The sequence below is a fragment of the Myxococcales bacterium genome, from assembly GCA_016703425.1.
GTDB lineage: Bacteria > Myxococcota_A > Polyangia > Polyangiales > Polyangiaceae > JADJCA01.
Window position 1 is genome coordinate 161,534 of the sequence record JADJCA010000002.1, and the last position, 21,715, is coordinate 183,248.

22 protein-coding genes and 1 pseudogene are annotated in these 21,715 nt (G+C 67.5%); 11 read left to right on the forward strand and 12 right to left on the reverse strand.

Features of this window, described 5'->3' with window-relative positions; all coding sequences use genetic code 11:
• Nucleotides 1-78 precede the first annotated feature (78 nt).
• The 5 genes from IPG50_06970 to IPG50_06990 all read left to right on the forward strand — a co-directional run bounded on the left by IPG50_06970 (nt 79) and on the right by IPG50_06990 (nt 5,922).
• Entirely contained in the window at nt 79-1,224 is a 1,146-nt protein-coding gene (locus tag IPG50_06970) for a CpaF family protein (protein ID MBK6691933.1), read from the forward strand.
• Entirely contained in the window at nt 1,221-2,873 is a 1,653-nt protein-coding gene (locus IPG50_06975; GenBank protein MBK6691934.1) for a hypothetical protein, read from the forward strand. The genes IPG50_06970 and IPG50_06975 overlap by 4 nt, the downstream gene beginning before the upstream one ends.
• Before the next feature lie 48 nt (nt 2,874-2,921).
• Nucleotides 2,922-4,049 carry a hypothetical protein gene (locus tag IPG50_06980; protein MBK6691935.1) on the forward strand — a complete coding sequence of 376 codons (1,128 nt, stop codon included), beginning with the start codon at nt 2,922-2,924 and terminating at the stop codon, nt 4,047-4,049.
• Between the two features lie 19 nt (nt 4,050-4,068).
• Nucleotides 4,069-5,142, forward strand: a complete 1,074-nt coding sequence (locus tag IPG50_06985; protein MBK6691936.1) for a hypothetical protein — start codon at nt 4,069-4,071, stop codon at nt 5,140-5,142.
• A 111-nt stretch (nt 5,143-5,253) separates the two neighbouring features.
• On the forward strand, nt 5,254-5,922 hold the full coding sequence (locus IPG50_06990; GenBank protein ID MBK6691937.1) for a hypothetical protein: 669 nt from the start codon (nt 5,254-5,256) through the stop codon (nt 5,920-5,922).
• Nucleotides 5,923-6,311: 389 nt separating this feature from the next.
• On the opposite strand, the gene IPG50_06995 is transcribed toward IPG50_06990, so the two are convergent.
• Nucleotides 6,312-6,509, reverse strand: a complete 198-nt coding sequence (locus IPG50_06995; protein ID MBK6691938.1) for a hypothetical protein — start codon at nt 6,507-6,509, stop codon at nt 6,312-6,314.
• A gap of 239 nt (nt 6,510-6,748) precedes the next feature.
• Between IPG50_06995 and IPG50_07000 the strand changes: the two genes are divergently transcribed.
• Nucleotides 6,749-7,390, forward strand: a complete 642-nt coding sequence (locus tag IPG50_07000) for a hypothetical protein (GenBank protein MBK6691939.1) — start codon at nt 6,749-6,751, stop codon at nt 7,388-7,390.
• A 9-nt stretch (nt 7,391-7,399) separates the two neighbouring features.
• Here IPG50_07000 and IPG50_07005 read toward each other — a convergent pair whose 3' ends face one another.
• The 5 genes from IPG50_07005 to IPG50_07025 form a co-directional block, all read right to left on the reverse strand.
• Nucleotides 7,400-7,594 carry a hypothetical protein gene (locus IPG50_07005; protein MBK6691940.1) on the reverse strand — a complete coding sequence of 65 codons (195 nt, stop codon included), beginning with the start codon at nt 7,592-7,594 and terminating at the stop codon, nt 7,400-7,402.
• A gap of 208 nt (nt 7,595-7,802) precedes the next feature.
• Nucleotides 7,803-8,288 carry a hypothetical protein gene (locus IPG50_07010; protein ID MBK6691941.1) on the reverse strand — a complete coding sequence of 162 codons (486 nt, stop codon included), beginning with the start codon at nt 8,286-8,288 and terminating at the stop codon, nt 7,803-7,805.
• Between the two features lie 240 nt (nt 8,289-8,528).
• Nucleotides 8,529-8,915: a hypothetical protein gene (locus tag IPG50_07015; protein ID MBK6691942.1), complete on the reverse strand. Its 387-nt coding sequence runs from the start codon at nt 8,913-8,915 to the stop codon at nt 8,529-8,531.
• Between the two features lie 264 nt (nt 8,916-9,179).
• A complete protein-coding gene (locus tag IPG50_07020) occupies nt 9,180-9,590 on the reverse strand; it encodes a hypothetical protein (protein MBK6691943.1) in 411 nt (136 codons plus the stop codon).
• A 105-nt stretch (nt 9,591-9,695) separates the two neighbouring features.
• Nucleotides 9,696-10,007, reverse strand: coding sequence for a hypothetical protein (locus IPG50_07025; protein ID MBK6691944.1), 312 nt, complete (start codon nt 10,005-10,007; stop codon nt 9,696-9,698).
• A 500-nt stretch (nt 10,008-10,507) separates the two neighbouring features.
• On the opposite strand from IPG50_07025, the pseudogene IPG50_07030 reads away from it, so the two are divergent.
• Both IPG50_07030 and IPG50_07035 read left to right on the forward strand, forming a co-directional pair.
• Nucleotides 10,508-12,831: pseudogene (locus IPG50_07030) on the forward strand (glycosyltransferase family 4 protein).
• Nucleotides 12,828-13,781 (forward strand): glycosidase, encoded by a 954-nt coding sequence (locus tag IPG50_07035; protein ID MBK6691945.1) that lies wholly within the window; start codon nt 12,828-12,830, stop codon nt 13,779-13,781. The pseudogene IPG50_07030 and the gene IPG50_07035 overlap by 4 nt, the downstream one beginning before the upstream one ends.
• Nucleotides 13,782-13,830: 49 nt before the next feature.
• On the opposite strand, the gene IPG50_07040 is transcribed toward IPG50_07035, so the two are convergent.
• From IPG50_07040 to IPG50_07055, 4 genes are all read right to left on the reverse strand, one after another.
• A complete protein-coding gene (locus IPG50_07040; protein MBK6691946.1) occupies nt 13,831-14,478 on the reverse strand; it encodes a hypothetical protein in 648 nt (215 codons plus the stop codon).
• Between the two features lie 8 nt (nt 14,479-14,486).
• Nucleotides 14,487-15,026, reverse strand: a complete 540-nt coding sequence (locus IPG50_07045; protein ID MBK6691947.1) for a hypothetical protein — start codon at nt 15,024-15,026, stop codon at nt 14,487-14,489.
• A 1-nt stretch (nt 15,027) separates the two neighbouring features.
• Nucleotides 15,028-16,827, reverse strand: a complete 1,800-nt coding sequence (locus IPG50_07050; protein MBK6691948.1) for a DUF3570 domain-containing protein — start codon at nt 16,825-16,827, stop codon at nt 15,028-15,030.
• Between the two features lie 89 nt (nt 16,828-16,916).
• Nucleotides 16,917-17,135 (reverse strand): DUF4266 domain-containing protein, encoded by a 219-nt coding sequence (locus IPG50_07055; GenBank protein MBK6691949.1) that lies wholly within the window; start codon nt 17,133-17,135, stop codon nt 16,917-16,919.
• A 289-nt stretch (nt 17,136-17,424) separates the two neighbouring features.
• On the opposite strand from IPG50_07055, the gene IPG50_07060 reads away from it, so the two are divergent.
• Nucleotides 17,425-18,006 carry a hypothetical protein gene (locus IPG50_07060; GenBank protein ID MBK6691950.1) on the forward strand — a complete coding sequence of 194 codons (582 nt, stop codon included), beginning with the start codon at nt 17,425-17,427 and terminating at the stop codon, nt 18,004-18,006.
• A 146-nt stretch (nt 18,007-18,152) separates the two neighbouring features.
• Nucleotides 18,153-18,971 carry a hypothetical protein gene (locus tag IPG50_07065; protein MBK6691951.1) on the forward strand — a complete coding sequence of 273 codons (819 nt, stop codon included), beginning with the start codon at nt 18,153-18,155 and terminating at the stop codon, nt 18,969-18,971.
• Here IPG50_07065 and IPG50_07070 read toward each other — a convergent pair.
• Nucleotides 18,965-19,954, reverse strand: coding sequence for an NAD(P)H-quinone oxidoreductase (locus IPG50_07070; GenBank protein ID MBK6691952.1), 990 nt, complete (start codon nt 19,952-19,954; stop codon nt 18,965-18,967). The two genes, IPG50_07065 and IPG50_07070, sit on opposite strands and share 7 nt — an antisense overlap.
• 129 nt (nt 19,955-20,083) lie before the next feature.
• Between IPG50_07070 and IPG50_07075 the strand changes: the two genes are divergently transcribed.
• A complete protein-coding gene (locus tag IPG50_07075) occupies nt 20,084-20,710 on the forward strand; it encodes an SRPBCC domain-containing protein (GenBank protein MBK6691953.1) in 627 nt (208 codons plus the stop codon).
• Nucleotides 20,711-20,745: 35 nt separating this feature from the next.
• Here the strand turns inward: IPG50_07075 and IPG50_07080 are convergent, their stop codons facing one another.
• Nucleotides 20,746-21,561 carry a UDP-3-O-acyl-N-acetylglucosamine deacetylase gene (locus IPG50_07080; GenBank protein ID MBK6691954.1) on the reverse strand — a complete coding sequence of 272 codons (816 nt, stop codon included), beginning with the start codon at nt 21,559-21,561 and terminating at the stop codon, nt 20,746-20,748.
• Nucleotides 21,562-21,715 lie beyond the last annotated feature (154 nt).

Genomic DNA, 21,715 nt, shown 5'->3' on the forward strand with positions numbered 1-21,715 from the left:
TTTCCGCGAATACCTTCGTCTCGCGCCCCGCGGCGGCCACGCCGAAGAGGCGGAGGCGGGACTCCTTCGGAGCGTTCCATGAGCTCGGCGCAGATTCCCCGTGAAGTCTTCGAGGAGACGCTGTTGCAGTTCTTCGCGCCGGTGCGGCCGTTCCTTGACGATCCGACCGTCAGCGAGGTGATGATCAACGGCCCAAACCAAATCTTCATCGAACGCAAGGGTCGCATCGAGCTCACGACGGCTCGCTTCCCAAGCCGCGAGGCGCTCTTGGCGGCGCTCCGCAACCTGGCTCAGTTCGTCGGCAAACACGTCGACGACGCCCACCCGATCCTCGAAGCGCGCATGCCCGACGGCTCACGCGTAGAGGCGCTCATTCCGCCCGTCGCGCCCGACGGTCCGCACATCGCCATTCGTCGCTTCTTCAAGGAGACGCTCACCGTCGAACGACTCATCGGCTTCGGCGCGCTCACGGAGGAGGTCGCGAGCGCCCTGCACGCCATCGTGCACGCCAAGATCAACGTGCTCGTGGCGGGCGGCACCGGCAGCGGCAAGACGAGCATGCTCAACGCCCTCTCGTCGTTCATTCCCAACGGCGACCGCGTGGTGGTCATCGAAGACTCGCGGGAGCTTCAGCTCCAGCGCGAACACGTGGTCCAACTGGAGGCGCGCCCCGCCGATCCGCGCGGCCGTGGGGCCGTCTCCATCCGCGATCTCTTCCGGGCCACGCTCCGCATGCGCCCCGACCGCATCGTCGTTGGCGAAATTCGCTCCGGCGAGGCGCTCGACCTCGTGCAGGCGATGACCAGCGGCCACGGCGGCTGCATGTCGACGCTGCACGCCACCTACCCGCGCGACACGCTCACGCGGCTCGAGACCATGGCCCTCATGAGCGACATCGAGATGCCGCTCGTCGCCATGCGCATGCAAATCGGCTCCGCGGTCCAGTGCATTGTACAGGTTTCTCGTCTGCAGGATGGTTCGCGAAAGGTCACCCACGTGAGCGAGGTGCGCGGCTTCGACACGGCCACCGACAGCTACCGGCTCGCGAACATCTTCGAGCGCACCTACCTCGGCATCGGCCCCGGCGGGGAGGTCCAGAGCCAGCTCGCGGCGACGGGCGTCGTGCCGGAGTTCTTGTCGCAGCTTCACGAGCACGGCCTCGACTTGCCCGTCGGCGTCCACGAGGCGGCGAAACGGTTGGCTGCCTCGGGACGGGGGGCATGACGCGAGGCCTGCTCCTCGAAGTTCGCCTCGGCGTCGGTGCTCCGGCGTCGATCGCGCTGTTGCCGGGAACGATGCTCGATCCGACGAGCTTCGGCCGCACGGCCATGTGGCGCATCGCCGCCGAAGGCGTCCTCGACGTGCACGGCTACGTCTACTTTGATGGCGACAGCCTCTTCGTGCAGAGCGCCGACGCTCGATACCCGGTGATGGTGAATCGGCATCGCATCGGCTTGGCTTGGACCGAGGTGCGGGCCCCCAGCAGCATCCTCATTGGCCAGGCGCAGATCGACCTCATGGAGACCGACTCGTTGGCGCGCTCCGGCGCGCTCGTCGCCATCGGGGCGCCGAAGTCGGGGATGATGCCGGCGCTGCCGGCGGCGCCGGAGCCGCCGCGGGGCCCGTGGGACGCGTCGCAAGTCGCGAGCCTCGATGAGATCTCGGCGGGGCACGTCGAGGTGTCGGCTGCGCCGCGTCCAGCGGCTGGCGCGCCCTTCGCCCGCGGAGCGTTCGTGCCCGCGTCCGACGGCGAGTCCACGCGCTTCGCGCCGATCGGTGGCGGCTCACCGGTGGGCCCCGCCGCGGCACCGAGCGCGCCTCCGCCCCAGGCTCCGCCTTACAATCCCTCGCCGCCGACGGCGCCATCGTTCGCGCCGCCGGTGGCGGTGCCGCCGCCACCTCGGCCGAGCTCTCGGGGGATGCTCGATGGCGAGCCGTTGCCGCTCATCGGCACCCCTCGTGACCTCGTGTCGGCGCCGCGCGTGGCCATCCCTCCGGCGACGCCGGCGCCACCTCCGGCCCCCACGCTCTTCGAGCGAGCGAAAGCCGATTGGTACGCGACGAGTCTCCCGAAGCGCGTGCTCCTCGTGCTGTCACCCTTCGTGCTCTTGTCGTACTTCAAGCTGCTCTTCGATGACGACGGCTCGAAGACGCGCAAAGGCGACCCGGCGGCGCAAGAGTCGGCGGAGGTCGTGGCGTCGCCGCCGAAGCCCTCGGCACCGCTCGCCACGTTGCCGCCTGTTGGCACGTTTCCCGCGCCCCCCGCGACGACGACGGCGACACTGCAGACGGTCGCGCCCAGCGTCGCGCCGGTCCCCACGGCGCCAACGGCCGCGACCCCCGACCGCCGTGACAACGCCGACGCCGACACCGCCGCAACCGGTCGCGCTCCCGACGCCGGTCGCGCCGCAGGGGAAGACCCTCGAGCGCGTCGCAGCCGACGCCTATACGGAAGGCAACTTGCCCCTCGCGCTCCAGCTCTACGAGCGGCTCGCGCGGGAGAGGCCCGAAAACCCTGCCTTCGCGGAGGCCGCTCGCATCATCGCCGATCGGCTCGACGCAGGGCGTTAGCGCGAGCCACCAGCGGAGCGCGCGAAACCGTGGGCCGCCGCGGGCTCAGCGCGCTTGGACGCTGGCTCCATGAGCCGGCAGCGCACGGCTGCCTGCGGCGCCGAGATGCAAACACGCCCGCAGCACCGCGTCGCCCCACGGTGCACGCAGGAATTTCGCCCGAATTGCCCGCGTTTTGGACCTGGTGCGGCCGCTCGCCGCCTGGATCGCAAACGACGCTTTTTATGCCGCCTAGCGGCCACGGATTGCTCAAATCGGGTTCTCCTCAAGGGATCCAAGCTGGCCTCTTCCGTGCAGATTGAAGTTTTGTGCGCGCTGGAAGCTGTTCGGTCCTCCTCGCTCTGCCACTCTTGGCAGGAGTCGCCGCGACCGTCGGCTGCAGCCCGAGCGATGGCGGCGGCCCGACGACGTACCTCGGCGAGAACGCCGCGAGCGTGAATGAGGTGGATGGCGGACGCCCCGACGCCGCCGCCCCGCTGGCCCTCGCCGAGAAGCTCTACCGCGACATCGAGCCGCAGCTGGTCGCGAACTGCGGAGCCAAATGCCACGGCACCGGAGCGCTCGAAGGCGCCCCGCCGTGGATGAAGGCGCCGGCCTACGACACGATCCGCGGCTACCCGGGCATCGTGCTCGGCGACGTGTACTCGAGCAAGCTCCTGATCAAGCCGAACCACCTTGGCCTGAGCCTCCTCGACAAGTCGCTCGTCGATCTCCGCGAGAAGGTCGTCAAGTGGCTGACGGCCGAGGCGCAAGCGCTCGACGACTCAGCGTTGCCAACAACGGCGGCCTTCGCGGTCGGAGCCGGCCGAAACGACGTGGACCTCAGCGTCGCCAACAAGGCCGCGGCGGGTGCGCGGCTCCGCTTCGAAGCGGAAATCCACTCCGTCGAAGGCTCCAGCATTCTTCAACTCAAGAACGTCGAGATCGTCGGCGCCGCGGCGACCAAGCTCAAGGTCGTTCATCCGCTCTTTCTCATCGTCCCGGAGGAGAAGGACGCCCCGCTGAGGCGCGACCCGACCGATCAGTTCTCGACGGTCGATCAAACGCTCGCGCCCGCGGAGACGGCGCCGCTCGGGCCCGGCGCGGCCACCATCGTGAGCTTCCCGCCGAAGGCCCAACTGAAGGTTCGCTTCGAAAAGCTCGAGCCTCCCGCCGCGCTCGGTGCAGCACGCGCGTGCAAAGCCGCTGCCGCCTTCTCGCAGAACGCCGCCAAAGCCATCACCGACAACGGTTGCCTCGCGTGCCACGGCGGCGCCGACAAGTCCGCCGTCGGCGCCGTCGACATGTCGAAGCTCGGGACCGACGACGCGGCTGCATGCGCTCAGCTCCTCACGCGGGTCAACATGACGAACAAGAAGGACAGCCCGCTGATCCTCGCGCCGACGAGCGGGAACACCCGTAACCACGGCGGCGGCAAGAACATCCCGCCCACCTCGGACTTCGTCACGAAGATCCTGGCGTGGGCTGAGCTCGAGTGAGCCTTTCGACGGAGCATCCATGAAGAAACCCTCGGCTTGGTCTCTCGCGCTCTCGCTGCCTTTCGCCCTCGCTTGCCAGAGCGAACCGAAGGAGCTGCCCGCCTCGGAGTCGGCGCCGGCTCCGCAAGTCGACGCCGCAGCGCCCCCGGTCTCGGCGCAGGCCGCCCTCGAAGAGAAAGCCAAGAAGGAGCTCGACGCGCGCAAGCTCGACTACGGCGAGGCGCTTCGTTCGGCGGCGCTCAAGCTCGTGGGCGACCTTCCGACGTTGGCGGAGATCAAGGACGTCGAGGCGAACGGCAAGGCCAGCTACGAGAAGGCCATCGACGGCTACCTCGCGGACACGCGCTTCGCGACGCAGATGCTCCGCTTCTTCCGCGAGACCTTTCGCACCGGCGGCGACGGCAAGATGGACTTCGCGGCGCGCTTCGCGGCGATGCTGGTCGTCGAAGACAGGCCCTACACCGATCTCTTCACCGCGAAGAGCGGCACCTGCCCGACCTTCGACGCGGAAGCCGGCAAGTTCACCGCAGGCGATTGCGCGCAATCGGCGACGGCCGGCGTCCTGACCGACGCGGGCCTCATGACGCAATACTTCGGCAACATGGCGTTCCGCCGCGCTCGCTTCGTGCAAGAGACCTTCGCTTGCTCGAAGTTCCCCGCCGAGTTCAGCTCGGCGCCCATCGCGCTCGGCGGCGGCGCTTACACGAGCCCGTGGAAGATCGAGACCATCGCCGGCGGGCCCGGCTCGAAGATCGACTTCCGCGACACGGCGTCCGTCTTGTGCGCGAACTGCCACACGACGCTGAACCACCAAGCGCCGCTCTTCGCCACGTTCGACGAGCAAGGCGCGCTCACACCGTCGATTCAGGTGAAGGTCCCGGTGTCCGGAAACCCGACGGCGACGCTGACGGACTGGCTGGCGCCCGGCGAGAAGTACTATTGGCGCGCCGGCGGCGCACCGGTGGAAGACCTGACGGGGCTCGGTCAAAGAGATCGCCAAGGATCCCAACGTGTCGTTGTGCGCCACCAACCGCTTCTGGAACTACGCGCTATCGCGCGGCGACATCGTGGCGGAGCTCGCGACGATCCCTGACATCGTTACGAAAGGCCTCGCCGAGGCGTTTGCGAAGAACGGATTCAAGGTTCGTCCGCTCGTTCGCGCCGTGTTCACATCCGACGACTTCGTGAAGTTCTGAGAGGCGCCATGACAATCCGAAAGCTCTCACTGTCGTTCGCGCTACTCGCTTGGTCCTTCGCGAGCGGGTGCGCCCCAAGCCAACCCACCGATGCGCTCGGCGGCGGTCCTGTCGATCCCGGCTCGCCGAGCGCGCTCTACGAGCACCCGGGAACCGATCCCAAGTCGCAGACCGCCGTCGATCGCAAGGTCGAGGAGCAAGCCGTGGGCTCGCCAGAGGTCTACGCGCGGCTCCACGCCTGCGGCAAGATCCCGGTCCGGAGCCTCGGTAGGTTCCTCCTCTCGCGCGGCGTCTCGCCGTCTGGCGCCGCGTATCAGCTCTACGAGCAAGGCCGCATCGCCATGGGCTCGGCCAACTACGGGAGCCGGACACCGGAGACCATCATCGCGTCGACGGCCAACCTGACCAAGCAGTTCGACGTTTTGGTGACGGCGGCGCCGGAGATCTTGAAGAACGCGGGCGCGCCCACCGGCGCCTGCCCTGGCGTGGTGGTCCACGACGGAACGACCTTTACGAAAGACGGACTCGCGTGCCTCATGGGCAAGCCTGCCAAAGGTGAACACGTCTTCCTCGCGAACCAGGCGGTCAAAGACGGCGTCGCGCAAGGGCTCTCCGAAGACGACGCCAAAGCCATCGCCGTCGCGACCGTTCTCCAAGCGGCGCACACGTGCGAGTGAAGCGCGCGAAAAGCCAGAAGCCACGAAGGTCGTTTGCGAGCAACACGTACGAGCAAAGCTGAGGACACTATGGCCGACGATCGACTCAAACATTTGCGGGGCCCTTCGCGGCGGCAGTTCCTTCGCTGGTCGACGGCCGTCGGCGCGACGCTCGGACTCGAGCGCTCGCGCTTTCTTGATTGGCTGAGCGGCTCCGCCGGCGTGGCCATGGCCGACCAAGCAGCGTGCAGCTCGACGATGCGCTCGTTCCACATCGTCGCCGGCAACGGCGGCTTCGCCTGGTTCCAACTGCTCTGGCCTCACGTCGGGGTCGCGCAAGGCACCGGCGCGAATCTCGCGTTTCACGCACAAGGGCAAGCGGCGCCGGCGCTCGCCGACAAGCCGCTCGTCTACGCGCCCGAGTCTCCCTTCAAGACGCTGCCGTCGAACAAGCAGATCTCCTGCTTCATGGCCGGGGCGAACCTCGATAACGGGGCCCAGCACTCGCAGACGCCCGGCGCCTTCACGACGGAGATCAACGCGAACACCAACATGATCGCCTCCATCGCGGCGATCCAGACCGCGAACCCGACCTTGGTTCCGGTCATCGGCGTGACGCCGCTCTTCTACGGCACGGCGCCCGGCGCACCGCCGCTCGTCACCGTGGGGAGCGCCGCTGGCCTCGTCGATCTGTTCAACAGCTCGGCCTCGCAGGCGCTCCTCAAGAACCCCAAGGCAGCGGCCTTGAACGAGGCCTACTACAAGGCGTTCCTCGGTCTCAACGCCGCCGCCGGCAAGGTCACCCACGATTCGCGCTCTCGACAACGCCAAGACGGCCAACTCGCTCTTGGGGAAGAACCTCTCGGAGCGTCTTCGCCCCACGGATCAAGAGCGCGCCCTCTACGGCGTCGACGCGAGCACGCAGACGGCTCTCCTCGAGATCGCCGACAGCTTCATCGTGGGCGTGAAAGCGTTCTCGCTCGGCCTCACCTCGTGCCTAATCCTGCCGGCCTTCTTGGACGATCCGCACGCGGCCTTCGCCGACATGGCCGGGCTCGTCGCCAAGGTCAGCACGCTCGGCAAGATCTTCGACGGCCTCATCAAACACGCCGGGCAGATCCCCGATCCGTCGGGCTGCTCGCGCACGCTCGCCGACGGCATCGTCTTCACGGTCCACGGCGACACGCCCAAGGATCCGACCATTCGCGACGCTTGGCCCGACTCAACGCCGGGCAACGCCAACTGGATCTACGTCTACGGCAACGGCCTCACGAAGACCGGCTGGCACGGCGGCATCGACGCCGGCGGCAATGTGTCGGGCTTCGATCCGGAGACGGGCAACGCCGTCGCGGGTCAGGCGAGCACCGTCACCACGCGGGCCGCGGCTGCGGCTGCCGCGTACGCCGTGGCCAAGGGCGACATGCGCCGCGTCCAGGACTTCTACCGCGGCGGTCCCATCGGCGGCATCGTGAACCTGCCGATCTCGTAGCGGCAGTGCTCAGCGAAATTGCGGCGGGATGTAGTCGCAGTTGCCGACGTAACCGAGTTCCCCGAGGAGCTCGCCAACGGTGCGAGCGGAACCGAACGGTGACGGGTAGTCGGTCGACGGGAAGCCCGGACCGTCGATGCCGCCTTGCACGCTCGCGAGGGTGTCGAGGTCGAGGGTCTCAAGCTGGCTCGTCGTGGTCTTCATAGCGGGCTCCTTCGGGGTGCGGCGCTTCGTTGCACCGTGACCACACCTAGAGCAGCGACCGTGCCAGCCGCGAAGTGCGGGGAATTCGCGCAAATATGGGCCTGTACGCGTTTGGCGGCCGCCGCTTTGGGGCCAACTGGACCGGCGCGTACAAATCGAACCGCGGCGGCCAGCATCACGGCGACGAGCTCGCCAAGCTTGCCAACGTTCAAGGGAGCGTGACGTACTCGGTCTTCTTTTGCGGCCCTTCGGCCGTCACGTAGTCGACAACGAGGCTGTAGTCGCCCGGAGGAAGGTCCATGCCGGTGCCGGTGGGGTGAACGACATTGCCCGTTGCTCGACAGTCGGCCGCCTGAACCGCGCTCCTTACGGGAACCCACGCCCCATCCTTCGCCTTGCGCCATACACGGTACTGGCCCGTGGCTTGGTACGTGGTGCCGTCTTCCTTGGTGACCTTCACATGATCGACATCGAGTCGACCCATGGTGAGGTCGACGGCCTGGCCAGGCTGCACCTCGATCGGAATCACGACGTCGTTGGCGATCCATTCGTAGTGGCGAGCGCCTTCAGACGCGACAAAGGGGAACACGCGAATTGTGGTGTCCTGAGCAAGTGGAAAGCTCTTCCACTCGACGAGGCCTTCGCGCGGGCTGTTGGCTGCTTGGCCGAGCGTTTTGGCGCTGTGAAATTCCATCGGGTTCGCCGAACAATCCATCGGGATTCGCGACCTGGCGATGGACGATGAAGTTGCGGTTGTCGGTCCCGCAGCGGCGCCTCGCATCGGGCAGCTCGCGGATCGGAGCCTTGACGCGGATGGTCGCGCGTCGCTCGGGCGGCGTGATGTCGATCGTCTTGTTGCTACCCGGGGCGATCGCAAACAGTGTCTCTCCGAGGACCGGGACGTTCCAACCGATCCAATAGTCACCGGGCATGGTCACGACAGGGCTGCTGGCGCTCCTCCGAAGACCCGCGCGGGATCGCCGTAGCCCGGGTGCCACACGTCCATCCAGGGAGTGTTTCCCTGTTCGTTGACACCCGCGCGCCAAACCTGGGGTGCCGCCTGGGGTCCAAAGTCGACCGCTAGCGTTCCGGTTCCCGGCGGGGAGTATGGAGCCTCGAGCGATCCAAGCTCGTATTTCGTGGTCTGTCTTGCGACAACCTTGACGCCACACTCCTTCAGGTTGCGGAGCGGCGGGCTCGAGAGGACGAGACAGCCGGTGCCGGCGAGGAGGCGATTCGGCGCGCCGATCGTGATGAGCTTGTCGCGGTACGTCGCCGATACCTTCGACGGCACTTGCGACCAGCCGCTCGGCAGCGTCACCTCGAGGATGCCGAGGTTTTCTTCGTCCTCCGCCGAAATGCGCTTCTCAGCCGCATGGGTGCCGAGGTCCTCGGGCGGGCCGCCGGCGCAGGCGGTAGCGAGAGTAGCGTCAAGACAAGAAGTCCGTAGAGACGATCGGAGGGCATGGCAGCGTCCTTGGCGAAGGCGTTGTCGACTCCGTGTCTTCTACGGCGTGGTGCAGCAACGTTCGTCCCCGAAACCCGTAAAACGGGGACGAAAGGCGCAAAACGAGAACGCTGCCTGCTACTCCGTGCCCGCGTCCTTCGGCGGCGGCGGCAAGCCGTAGGGCGGCTGCGCGCCGCCCGAGTCGAAGGGCGAGATGCCGTAGGCGGCCTGCATGCCGCCGTCGTCCTTCGGCCCCGCGTCGGCCGGCGCGCCGTAGACCGCCTGCAGACCGCCGTCGTCTTTCACCGAGCCGTCCTGCTTCGTCGCACCGCCATCGCCGCCCTCGAGATCACCGGTGCCGCCGGCGCTGCACGCTGCCGCGAGCGTCGTCGCGAACGTAAAAAAGGCGTAGCGATCGAGGCGGCTTCGTGCGGCGGGCACGGCCCGCGCGGCGGCGTCGACGGGCACATCCGCGCTGCAAAAAGGACACGCGCCGGCGTCGCTCTGAATGTGCCGACGGCAACGCGTGCAAGGAACGAGTACGGACATGGCACCTCCTGCGGACATCAAGCTTGCCCGCTTTCGGAGACGGCGCCCAGGGCCGCGATTGGGCCTCACGCGTTTGGCACGACAAGGTGTGCCAAGGGCGCCCGCTCAGCAGCCGTTTTGGTAGTAGCTCGCGCACATCTCGGCGTCTTCCGGCGTCGCGCTGCCGTAGGTGCGGCAATACTCGTCGAGTTGCTCGCAGCTCGACGACGCGGGCGTGGCGACGCCGAGGATGCTGCAACCTCCGGCGACTTGATACGCGATGAGCATGTTCGTGCAGCGGCTCGCGTTCGTGCCGTAGCCGATGGCCAAACAGGTGGCTCGCTCGATCATGTCGGGGACGAGGGCGCAGCACTTCACCAGATCGCTGCACGCGTAGTTGGGTTGCGTCGGGGTGGGCTTGTGGCCAGCGTCGGACACGAAGGCGCCGGCGTCGATCGGTGCCGGTACCGTCGGAGGCGTCGTTGCGACGGGGAGTGCTGTCGTGGGCGGCGCGGCCGTTCCACTCTGCGAGGTGGCCGACGAGCTCTTGCAACCCCTTCGCTTTGGGGTTCTCTTCGTAGTCGGGAGCCTCGGTGGCTTGACCCGACGAACACGCGACAAGAACCAAGGGAAGAAACGCAAAAAGCGCGCGGAAGATCATGATGGGCCTGCGGGTGCACGCCTCGTGCCGCCGGCAACGTCGCGAATTGTCGTCGCGAATTGTCGACGTCGCGCCCTCGCGTGGTTCACCAATCGAGCAAAGGACGCTCAACATGAGAAACACCGCGCAATGCCCGTATCGCCGACCGCGTGCACCAATTCACCGACGCGCATTGCGCTTATGGCCCCACAGCGCCATAGTCGTCACCCGTGAGGGTCGTCGGGCGTGACGACTCGACGGCGATTCCATCCACCCCCGCGCTCAGACGGAGGGATCGATGGATCGCGCGTACCGCTGGAATACCGGCGTTCAAAAGATCGCCATGATCGGCAATCACCTGCCGCGACGCTGTGGCATCGCGACGTTCACGACCGACCTTGCCGACGCGTTGGCGAACGAGCTGGGCGGAAACGAGTGCGTCATCCTCGCCATGAACGACCCTGGCCATCGCTACGACTACCCGTCGCGCGTCGCCTTTGAGATCGGAGAGGGCGACGTCGCGTCCTACCGCCGCGCCGCCGACTTCATGAACGTCAACGGCATCGATGCCGTTTCGCTTCAACACGAGTACGGCATCTTTGGCGGAAAGGCAGGCGTCCTCTTGCTGGACCTCGTGCGCGAGCTCCGGATGCCGCTCATCACCACGCTGCACACGGTGCTGGCGACGCCCAACGCGGCGCAGCGCGCCGTCATGGATGAGCTTGCGACGCTGTCCGAGCGGATCGTGGTCATGAGCAGCAACGGCGCCGACCTCCTCCGTCGCGCTCACGGCGTCGACGCGGCGAAGATCGACGTCATCCCCACGGCATTCCCAGCGTCCCGGCCAGCAAAGGAGCAAGGAGACCCTCGGACTCGACGGCAACGACGTCATCTTGACCTTCGGCCTCCTGTCACCGGACAAGGGCATCGAGTTCGTGATCGATGCGCTTCCGGCGATCCTCGCCGTGCGTCCCAACGCGGTCTATGTCGTCCTCGGGGTCACCCACCCGCAGATCAAAGAGCGCGAAGGCGAAGCCTACCGCTTCATGCTCGAGAGCCGCGCCAAGCGGCTCGGTGTCGATGCGAACATCGTCTTTCACGATCGGTTCGTGAGCCACGACGAGCTCGTTCAGTTCCTGTCGGCGGCGGACATCTACGTCACGCCGTACTTGAACACGGAGCAGATCACGTCGGGCACGCTGGCGTACGCGCCGTCGGCTCGGCCAAGGCGGTCATCTCGACGCCTTATCGATACGCCACCGAGCTTCTGAAAGACGGTCGCGGCGTCCTCGTCCCGCCGCGAGACTCGAGCGCCATCGCTCGGGCCGCCATCGAGATCCTCTCGAACGACGCGCACCGCCGCTCGCTGGAACAGCAAGCCGGTGCCCTCGGGCGAACCATGACGTGGCCCGTCGTGGCCCGCGCCTACATCGAGAGCTTCGAGCGGGCGCGCACGGCCCACGGACACCGCCGCCGCGTCGCCTTTCGGGCGAAGACCCTGGCGAAGCGCACCGTGGACTTGCCCGAGGTGGACCTCGCCCACGTTCGGCACATGACCGACGACACAGGCATTCTCCAGCACGCGACCTTCAGCGTTCCGCGCCGCGCCGACGGCTATTGCCTCGACGACAACGCTCGCGCGCTGCTCCTGACGACGATGCTCGAAGACGCCGCCGTCGAACCGGCCCGCTCGGTGCGGGCCCTCGCTTCGCGCTACCTGGCCTTCGTCGCCCACGCCTTCAACGAGCAGACCGGGCGCTTTCGCAACTTCATGACCTACTCGCGCGAATGGGTCGACGAAGAGCCCTCGGAGGATTGCCACGGGCGCGCCTTGTGGGCCCTCGGCAGCGTGGTCGGTCGCTCGTCGGACCGCGCCATGCGCGGCCTCGCGCGTCAGCTCTGGCGCGCAGGTTTGCCGGCGGCAAAGACGCTCTCGAGCCCGCGCGCCTGGGCCTACGTCCTGCTCGGCATCGACGAGTACCAGCGCGCCTTCGAGGGCGAGAGCGAGGTCGACGCGATGATGGCCCACCTCAAGGAGCGCCTGCTGTCCGCGTTCCACGCGTCGAGCACGAGCACCTGGCCTTGGTTTGAAGCGAGCTTGACCTACTGCAACGCGCGGTTGCCGCACGCGCTCATCGTCGCGGGGGCCCGCATGCAGGACGAGGCGGCCGTCGCCACGGGGCTCCGCGCACTCGAGTGGTTGTGCTCGGTGCAAACGGTCGATGGCGTCTTCGCCCCATCGGGTCCAACGGATTCTGGGTCCGCGGTGAGAAGCGCGCCATGTTCGATCAGCAGCCGGTGGAAGTGGCGGCCACCATCTCCGCGTGCCTCGACACGCACCGGCTCACGAGCGACCGCGTTTGGGTCGCCCGGGCTCAACAGCAATTTCAGTGGTTCCTCGGGCAAAACCAGCTCGAGGCCCCGCTCTTCGATCCCGTCTCCGGCGGTTGCCGCGACGGGCTTCATGAGGACCGATTGAACGAAAACCAGGGTGCCGAGTCGACGTTGTCCTTCTTGCTGTCGCTCGTGGAGATGCACGCCGCGGCGCGCCTCGCGAGCGTACCCACGCGGCTTCATCGCCCGGCTTCGATGCCCGCCAACGCCGAGCAGGCCACTTCGTGACGGGGGCTCGCTCCTATCCGACGCTCTTCCGACGCACCGACACCAATCCGATATTGTCGGCCCGCGACTGGCCCTACCCGGCGCACACCGTCTTCAATCCCGGCGCGACGCGACTCAAAGACGGCACCACGCTGCTCTTGTGCCGCGTCGAGGATCGGCGCGGCCACTCGCACCTCTGTGCGGCGCGCTCGCAAAACGGCATCGACGGCTGGCAGATCGATCCGGAGCCGACGTTGTCGCCGAACCCCGACCTCTACCCCGAAGAGCTGTGGGGCATCGAAGACCCGCGCGTGACCTACGTCGAAGAGCTCGGAAAATACGCGGTGGCGTACACCGCCTTTAGCAAGGGTGGGCCTGGTGTCGCGCTGGCGCTGACGGAGGACTTCCACACGTTCGAGCGCTTCGGCCTCATCATGCAGCCCGACGACAAGGACGCGGCGCTCTTGCCTCGTCGCATCAACGGCAACTTTGCGCTGATCCATCGGCCGATGACCGATCTTGGCGCCCACATCTGGATTTCATTCTCGCCCGATCTCCACAACTGGGGCGGCCATAAGCTCGTGCTGATGGCCCGCGAAGGTGGCTGGTGGGACGCCAACAAGGTCGGCCTCTCGCCGCCGCTCATCGAGACGCCCCGCGGATGGCTGATGCTCTACCACGGGGTTCGCCAGACGGCGTCCGGCAGCCTCTACCGACTCGGCGCCGCGCTCTTCGCGCGGGACGAGCCCGATGTCCTCTTGGCCCGCGGGAACTCGTGGATCTTTGGCCCCGAAGCTCCCTACGAGCGCGGCGGTGATGTCCCCAACGTCGCGTTCCCTTGCGGCGTCACCGTGGGCCACGACGGCGACACCCTGCACATGTACTACGGCGCCGGGGACACGAGCATCGCGCACGCCACGGGGAGCATTCGCGAGATCCTCGCCTGGCTCGATGAGAACTCGGGCGGCTGAGCGTCGCCGCTGCTCACGACGTGAATGCGCTCATCGACGCGAACTTCCTTCAGTACGCGTTGGCGGCGCGTTGGCAGGCGCCCGGGTCGGTGATGCCCTGGACCCAGGTCTTCAGACAGTTGTAGCCGTCGTCACCGAAGGCGATGACGGGGCCGCCCTTGTGTTCAACGCCGCGCTCGCCGCCGCCGCAGCCGTGCGAGGAGAGCTTGTTGCAGGAGAGCGGCTTCGCCACGAGGAGCAAGTGGTGAAGGCACGGCGTCTCCGGCTCCCCTTTGAGCGAGCAGGTGTCCTCGGCGCGCGCCGCCACGACGCGGTTCATGACCTCCGGCTCTAGCCCCACGGCGGCGCGGTAGTTGGCCGCGACCTCCTCTTCGCTGGTGTCACCGGTCACGGGCCGCAGGCCGTTCTGATTCGGAAGCCGCAGGCCGCGCTGACCGTAGATGCGCAGCGGCCTGCCCGGTTGTCCGTGGCAATCGAGCGTGCCGCAGCGGCGCGTCAAGAACTCGCTGACGAAGTAGTCCTTGAACTGCGTGTAGCTCGGATTGAGCTCCGGCGCGCCGCCCGGCGTGAGCGGCTCCACGAGCCCGACCGCCGTCTTTCGGTCGGCGTCCGGCGGCGAGGCGCACGACACGAGCGCCGCGACGGCGCCTGCCGCGAAGGCGATGAGCGTCGTCGCTCCTCGCGGGCCTGGAGTCATTCGTTTGGTCATTTGAGGTACACCTGCCCCACCGACTGGAACGCCGTGTAGTGAACGAGCGGCCGCGCGTCGGCGGCAAAGCCCGCATCGGGCGGGTTGAAATGGCAACCGGCACACGACGGCTCGCGGCCCACGTGACTGAGCATCGGGCGGATGCCGACGTCCTGCCGATAGATGTGCACGAGGAGCGGGAACGCCGGGTCCCACTCGTTCTTGCGCACGAAGAAGTTGCCCGACGGCCCCGTCGTGGCCGTGAACGATGAGTTGTCGGCGGAGCGCATGAGGACGCTGACGTTCGCTGCGCCCTGCGGCGACCCGGCCGATTCGTAGATCGTGCCCCCGACGCTAAAGATGGAGGACGAGTTGCCGAACTCCGAGTGGCAGGTGACACACGGTTGGCCCGGGCGATGATCGGGGCCTGGCGTGCCGATCTCGGGCCCCAAGGCCGCGATGGCCTTGTCTTGCACCGGGTCGGTGCACGACACGAGCGGCACCGCGACGGGCAAGACGACACCGAGGGTGAAGAGGAGGGTGCGAGGTCGATTCATCTCAAAACTCGAAGTCCAGGGCGACGGCTCCGTAGACGGCAAAACGACTGCGAACGAACAGTGACCGGAAGTACTGCGAGTACATGGCGTCGCCGGTGAGGGTGATGCCGATTTGGTTCTCTGACTCCGGTGAGGTTAGCGCGACGCGGGCGCCGCCGCCGGCGGTGAGCGAAGCCATGGGCGAGAGCTCGCGGTCGGTCGTGCGGTAAGTCGGAAGAATCACCTGGCCATTTTGCGGCGAGATGAAGCCAGTGTACGCGAGCTCGTGAAATCCCGCGCCGGTCTGTGCGTGGAGCCGGCCATGGGGCCAAACGCGCAGCATGCGACCTAGGTCGACCATGTAGCGAAAGTCGGTGGTAGTCGCGCGCAAGAGCCAGCTATCCGAATAGAGGCGCTCTTCGATGCGCAGCGTCGCGCCGGCCGAGGGAAAACGCTTGGCGAGCCGGAACCCCAGCGCGTAGCGGTCTCGCTCCGTGGGCAACTGCTCGGTGGGTCGCATCGGCAACCGGTAGAGGTCCACGAGGTCAGCGCCGGCGCCGGAGGGCACCTTGGGCGCGATTTGATTCTGGAACGTCGGCACGTACCGATAGGGCTTCGATTGGTCGCCGCGCTCGGCGGCGAAGGTGGCCCCAACGAGCAGGACCGTCGTGGGGGACATGACGAACGTCATGCTCGCTTCGACCTCGTGGATCGCGAGCTTCTTGCTCCAGGCGTCGAAGGGGGTGTCGCTCCGACCGATGGTGTCGCTCGTGTGCGTGTAGCCGACGCGCGGGGTCGTGAGCTTGTCGTTGAGGTCGAGGGCGAGCGCGCCGCCGCCCGAGAGCGACAGGTAGTCGGGCTCGCTCGAGACGTTGCCGTAGGCCTGGGCGCCAAAGAGCCCCGGCTTGTAGCCGCCCGTCAAACCGACCACGTGCCGGCGCTCGCGATACCGCCGCGACGCCATCGACACGATGTCCGGCGACGCCGCCGTGACGAAGTCGAGCAGGTACGAGGCCCCCACGTTCCACCCTGCCGTAGGCGAGCTCACCGAGCCGCGGGCCGAAGGCGAGACCACCTGCACGTCGGTCGAGTCGGTGTAGAAAGCCGTGTCCGTACCCACGCGCACCACGAGGTTCTTCACGCGCTGCGGGAGACACTTTTCGACGTCCTCTTGGCTCTTGGCCTCCATCATGCAGCGGAGCTGACCCGCCGTGAGCACGCCTGGCGACGTCGCCTTCAGCGTGAGGCGCACCGTGACGACCTCGCCCTCTTTCGCGTCGAAGGTCTCCTCAAAGGAGAGCGGCAGGCCCATCGAGGCGCCCTCGGCGCGCACGCTGTGGCGCCCCGGGTCGATGGAGAACTTGCGCGTGAGGCTCGCGTTCGAAACGGGCCGCTCGTCGAACGTCACCTTGAGGTCGGAGACGCCAGCGGGGGGCACGAACGTCACCTTCGGCAACCGCTGAATGAGATCAATGACGCGATCGCGCGCCACCTTGATGAGCGCCTCGTCTCGTGCGCGCATGCCCTGTTGCAAAGCCTCTTGCGCGTCGCGTAGTGCGTCGAGGAGCTTGCCCGAGCGGGTCTCGCAGCCGGCCAGGTGAAGCCGCGTGCGAGGGTTCTCCTCCTTCTCGAGGGAAGCCTTGTTCTTCTTGATGCAGAGGTCCTGTTTCCCCTCCTTGGCCGCCGTCACAGCCTCGAGAGCGAGCTCGACGGCTTCGGCGTTTGAGAGCGACTGCCCTTGCGCGCGCGACGAGCGCGGCACGGCCATGAGCGCCAAGATGGCTAGCAGGCCCAGCGCCGCTCTTTTCGGAACGAAGGTCACGCGGAGGGATCGCTTAGAGAACCATCACGGGAGCACGGCCAAGGGAAGCGCCTGCACGTTGTCGGCAGGCGAGCCCGAGATGAAGGCGTTCAGTTGCACCCGCAGCCGCCACCGCCACCGCCAAGACCGCCCGAGGCCCCTTCGGACACGGCGCGGACGTGCGCGTCGAGCGCCGTCGAGACGTCTTCCGTGGTCATCGTCGGGTGGGCGAGCGTGCCGCGCTCGTAGGGCGCGACGGGCGCGCACGCGGAGGCGAGGAGAAGGAGGCCGAGCCCAAAGAGCGTAAGGGTCGAACGAGAGCGCGGCATGCCAGACTCCTTCCGCCGGCGACGAAGCAGGCGCTGAACTCGCGCGCGGCATGCGCGTGAGCCTGGGTGAGGATAACCGGCGCGCCTTCGCTTCGCCACTCCCTGAGTGGGGCACGCGCTGGATGGATCGGCGTCGATCCGGCCCCAACCCCACGACGCAGCGTCGGATTTTTGATGACCGTGGAGAGCGCCTCCCCGGATGCAAACGCCGGCGTTGCCGTCGGCGTCGGGCCCCGGGGCAAGGACGCGCTTTACCTCGGGCGACTCTCCTCCCAGAATAGGAGCATCCATGCGCGCTCTCTCCTCGTCGGTGCTCGCCGCCCTTTCCCTGGCAGCCGTCGCATCGCTCCTCGCCTGCACCGTGGAGACGACGAAATATTCGTCAGCGGAAGCGCTGAAGGGGAAGGCCGTTCCCGAGCCGCCGGGCCCTCTCACGGCGGGTGGTACGCCGGTCGGGGAGCGGACGTGCGCCCAACCGATCGCCGTCAACACGAACTGCGCTGTGAAGTGGGCCGACATCTACACGACGTACATCAAGGGCCAGTGGCGCTGCGCCGATAAGGTCTGTCACGGCACCGGCTCGCTGACGCAGCCGTCCATCTCCGACACCGATCCGGCGCTCGCGCGGCGCCAGCTCGCGGCGTACGTCCTAAAGGGTGACAAGGGCAAGGCGCCCGAGAAATTCTACATCGACCCTTGCTCGACGGAGCCCAACGTCTCGTCGATCATCTGCAACCTGCGCATCGACAACCAGGCCACCTGCGGCAACGGCATGCCCCTCTCGGGACTCAACAACGTGACGGTCACGGGGGTCACGGCAGCCGATGTCGACAAGATCAAGACGTGGCTCCAATGCGGAGCTCCGCCCTGAAGGCAGCGGCCCCGCGGGGACCTCTGCCGCGTTGACCCGCTCGGAACGCGGCCGAAGCGACGTCTCTGGCTGAGCTTGCTGGCTTGGGTGTCGCGAACTCCCCTCGACGCGGTAGGTTCGGGGCACTACCCTTCCGCGCTCAACGCATGGACGCCTTGATCACGCGGCTCGAGCGCCGTTTTGGAAAATACGCCATCACCGGCCTGCCCGTGATCATCGTGGCGGGCATGGCGCTGACGTTCGTCCTCGGCATGCTCCAGCCTGGCTACCTCAGCCTGCTCAAGCTCGATCCGCTCCGCGTCCTCGGCAAAGGTCACGCTCACTTCCCCGAGGTATGGCGCCTCGTCACGTACCTCTTCATCCCGCGCTCGCAGAGCCTCTTCTGGGGTTTCTTCGAGATTTGGTGGACGTGGATGGTCCTGTCGAACCTCGAGAACGCTTGGGGCGCCTTCAAGCTCAACGCGTATTACCTCATCGGCATGCTCTGCACGACGGCAGGCGCTCTCATCGTGGGAGGCGCCGTCGGCAACCTGTGGCTCAACCTGTCGGTGCTCTTGGCCTTCGCCACGGTGTTTCCGCAATACGAGATCTTGGTCTTCTTCGTCTTGCCGCTGCGCATGAAGTGGGTCGCGTTGATCGCTGCCGCTCCCATCGCGATCGAGTTCGCGACGGGCTCGTGGGGCGTGCGGGCAGCGATCCTCGCGGCGCTCAGCAACTACTTCCTCTTTTGCGGGGGTCTGCTGCTCGCCGCGCTTCGCGGCCGGAAGGTCGAGGTCGCGCAAGCGGCCCGTCGCGCCACCTACGAGTCCGAGAAGCGGGCTTCATCGCGCCCCGCCGCTATCCCGCGCACGTGCGCCATTTGCGGCGCCAGCGAAGCCGACGACGCCGACATCCGGGTCTGCTCGTGCGAAAAGTGCGGCGGAACGCCGCGCAACCTGTGCCTCGCGCACGCGCGCAATCACTGAGCCAGCGTCAGCACGACCTTGCCAAAGGTGTCGTTGGCTTCCGTCAAGCGGTGCGCCTCGGCCGCGTCGCAGAGCGGCATGGTAGCGCCCACGACGGGCCGAACGAGACCGCGCGCAAGGAGCGGCACGACGTGGGCCGCGAAGAGCTGACTTGCGACGATCTTCTCTTCGAGGGAGCGAGCCCGAAGCACAGTGCCCGTGAGCGAAATGCGCTTCCGAAGGACGAGGCCCAGATCCATGTCGACGCGCGCGCCACCCACGAGGCCCACGAGGACGATGCGTCCCTTGTGAGCCACGCACTCGAGATCCTCGGCGACGTAGCTGCCCCCCACGAGCTCGAGCACAAGGGCGACGCCCCGGCCCGCCGTACGCTCCCGAATCGCGTCCTTGTAGGCCGGGCCTTCCACCACGAGCGCGTCGGGAAGGCCCAGCTCGCTCCGCAGGCGCGCGGCCTTCGCAGCGGTACGCACGGTTCCGATGGGGCGAGCCCCTACGGCCCGCGCCAACTGAACCCCGGCCGTGCCGACGCCGCTGCCGGCGGCGGAGATCAAGACGTCCTCGCCGGCTGCGAGGCGACCCTGCGTCACGAGCGCGTCGAAGGCGGTGATGAAGGCCTCGGGAACGGCCGCGGCGTCGGCGAAGGAGAGCCCCGGCGGCATGGGCACTACCGTCCTCGACGGCACCACGACGAGCTCGGCGTACGTTCCGCCACCCGCAAGCCCGAAGACCTTGTCGCCGACTCGGACGTCATGGGCGCCGTCCCCGAGCGACTCGACCTCACCGGCGAATTCGAGGCCAGGAATGTCGCGGGGCGAATCCGGCGGCGCCGGATAGAGGCCGCGACGTTGGAGCAGGTCGGCCCGATTCACCGCGGTGGCGTGAACGCGGACGCGCACCTCCCCTTTGCCGGCCAGCGGCGCGTCGACGTCGCGGAGCTCCAGAACCTCGGGGCCGCCGGGGCGCGCCACCACGATCGCTTTCATGCGGTCACCTTCGCCGCGAGGGCTCGGCTCGGTCAAGCGACGCGGCCTCGGAAAGTGACGCCGGAAAGACGACGGCACGCCGTGCCACGCGACGCGCTACGCTGCTCGCTTCGAGAAGAGAGGTTTGCCGTGGCCAACGAATCGATTCGCATCACATCCATCATCCCCGCCGACCCGCCGACGCTCTTCGTCGCTTGGCTCGATGGCGCAGGCCACAGCGCCATGACAGGCTCGCCGGCGACGTCGGAGGCGCGGGTCGGGTCGGTCTTCACCGCCTGGGACGGATACATCTCGGGCAAGACCAAGCTCATCGAGCCGGGACGCCGCATTGTCCAAGCGTGGCGCACGACGGAATTTCCGAAGGGCGCAAAGGACTCGCTGCTCGAAATCGTTCTCGAGGCGGTGCCACAAGGAACGCGCGTGACGTTGGTGCACACCAACATTCCGGAAGGGCAAGGCTCGGACTACGAAGTCGGCTGGACCGAGTATTACCTGAAGCCGATGCAGAAATTCTTCAGTCAGGCCGTGAGGCAGAGCGTGGCGCCCCCGGCCGCTGCGGCCAAGATCGCAAAGAAGGCGACGCCGAGAGGCAAGGCGAAAGTGCGAGCGGCCGCCAAGACGTCGAAGAAGAAGTCATCGGTGAAGGCGAAGGCGCGCCCGGCGCCGAAGCTCGGAGCCGCGAAGAAGAAGGTGGCTCGCAAAGCCGCACCGACACCTCGCAGGCCTGCACCGAAGGGTTCCAAGAAGCGCGGTTGAGGCGATCGGCGAACTGGCGCCTACGTTTTGCTGCCTTAGCCGCGAGCGACGACGCCCTCGGCCAAGGCGCGCCGAACGGCCTCGTGGGTCAGCGCGTGGCCAGGGCTCAGCGCCACGACGCGCCCTAGCGGTGGGCCGCCGTGCAGCGCGAGATCGCCGATGAGGTCCAGCAGCTTGTGCCGCGCCGGCTCGTCGGCCGAAAACGGCCGGCCCGCGGCGAAGATCTCGTCGTCGCCGAGGACGACGACGCTCTCGGGATCGACCTTCGCGGTGAGGCCCTGCGCGAGCATCCAACCGATCTCGCGCGCCATGACGAAGGTGCGCGCCGGCGCGATGCGCTCCAAGAAGTCGCGACGCGTGCCGTCCCAACGGGCGACCCTCTCCACCCGCGGGTGAAAGGCGTCCAAGTGGACTTCGCACGCGCTCTCGTCGCTCGACGCGCGGCGCCACTCGTAGGTCGCCCGCCCAACGCTGACGACGCCATCGCGCACGACGCGAAGCTTTGGCGGCGAGGCCGGCAGCGCTAACGCCAAAAGCGCGCGGCCCCACGCGAGGGCGCCGCCATCGAGCAAGGGGAGTTCGTCGCCATCCACGTCGACCAAGAGGCCGTCGCGAATGCCGAGGGCGCCGAGCGCGGCGAAGAGGTGCTCGACGCAAGAGACAAACGGCGCGTCATCGCCGCAACGCCGCAGGACGGAGGTTCGGCCTTGTGCGCCAACGACGAGCTCCTGGAGCGCGACCTCGGTCCCGGCCACCGAGACGGCCAGCGGCCCTACGCGGCAGAGGAGTCGGACCGTGCGCGTGGCGCCGGTAAACAGGCCGACGCCTCGACACTCGGCAGCCGTATCCACGGCTTTTCGAATACCACGGTTTCCGCCCCTGCCGGCATCGCGAGCCAATCGCTCGGGGGGCGATCTTGCGCTGCCGCTCGGAGCCCAATTGCGGTAAAAATACGACCTCCAGGCGGAGATTGCTCCCGGCACGAGACGGCCGGGGAGCTGAGGA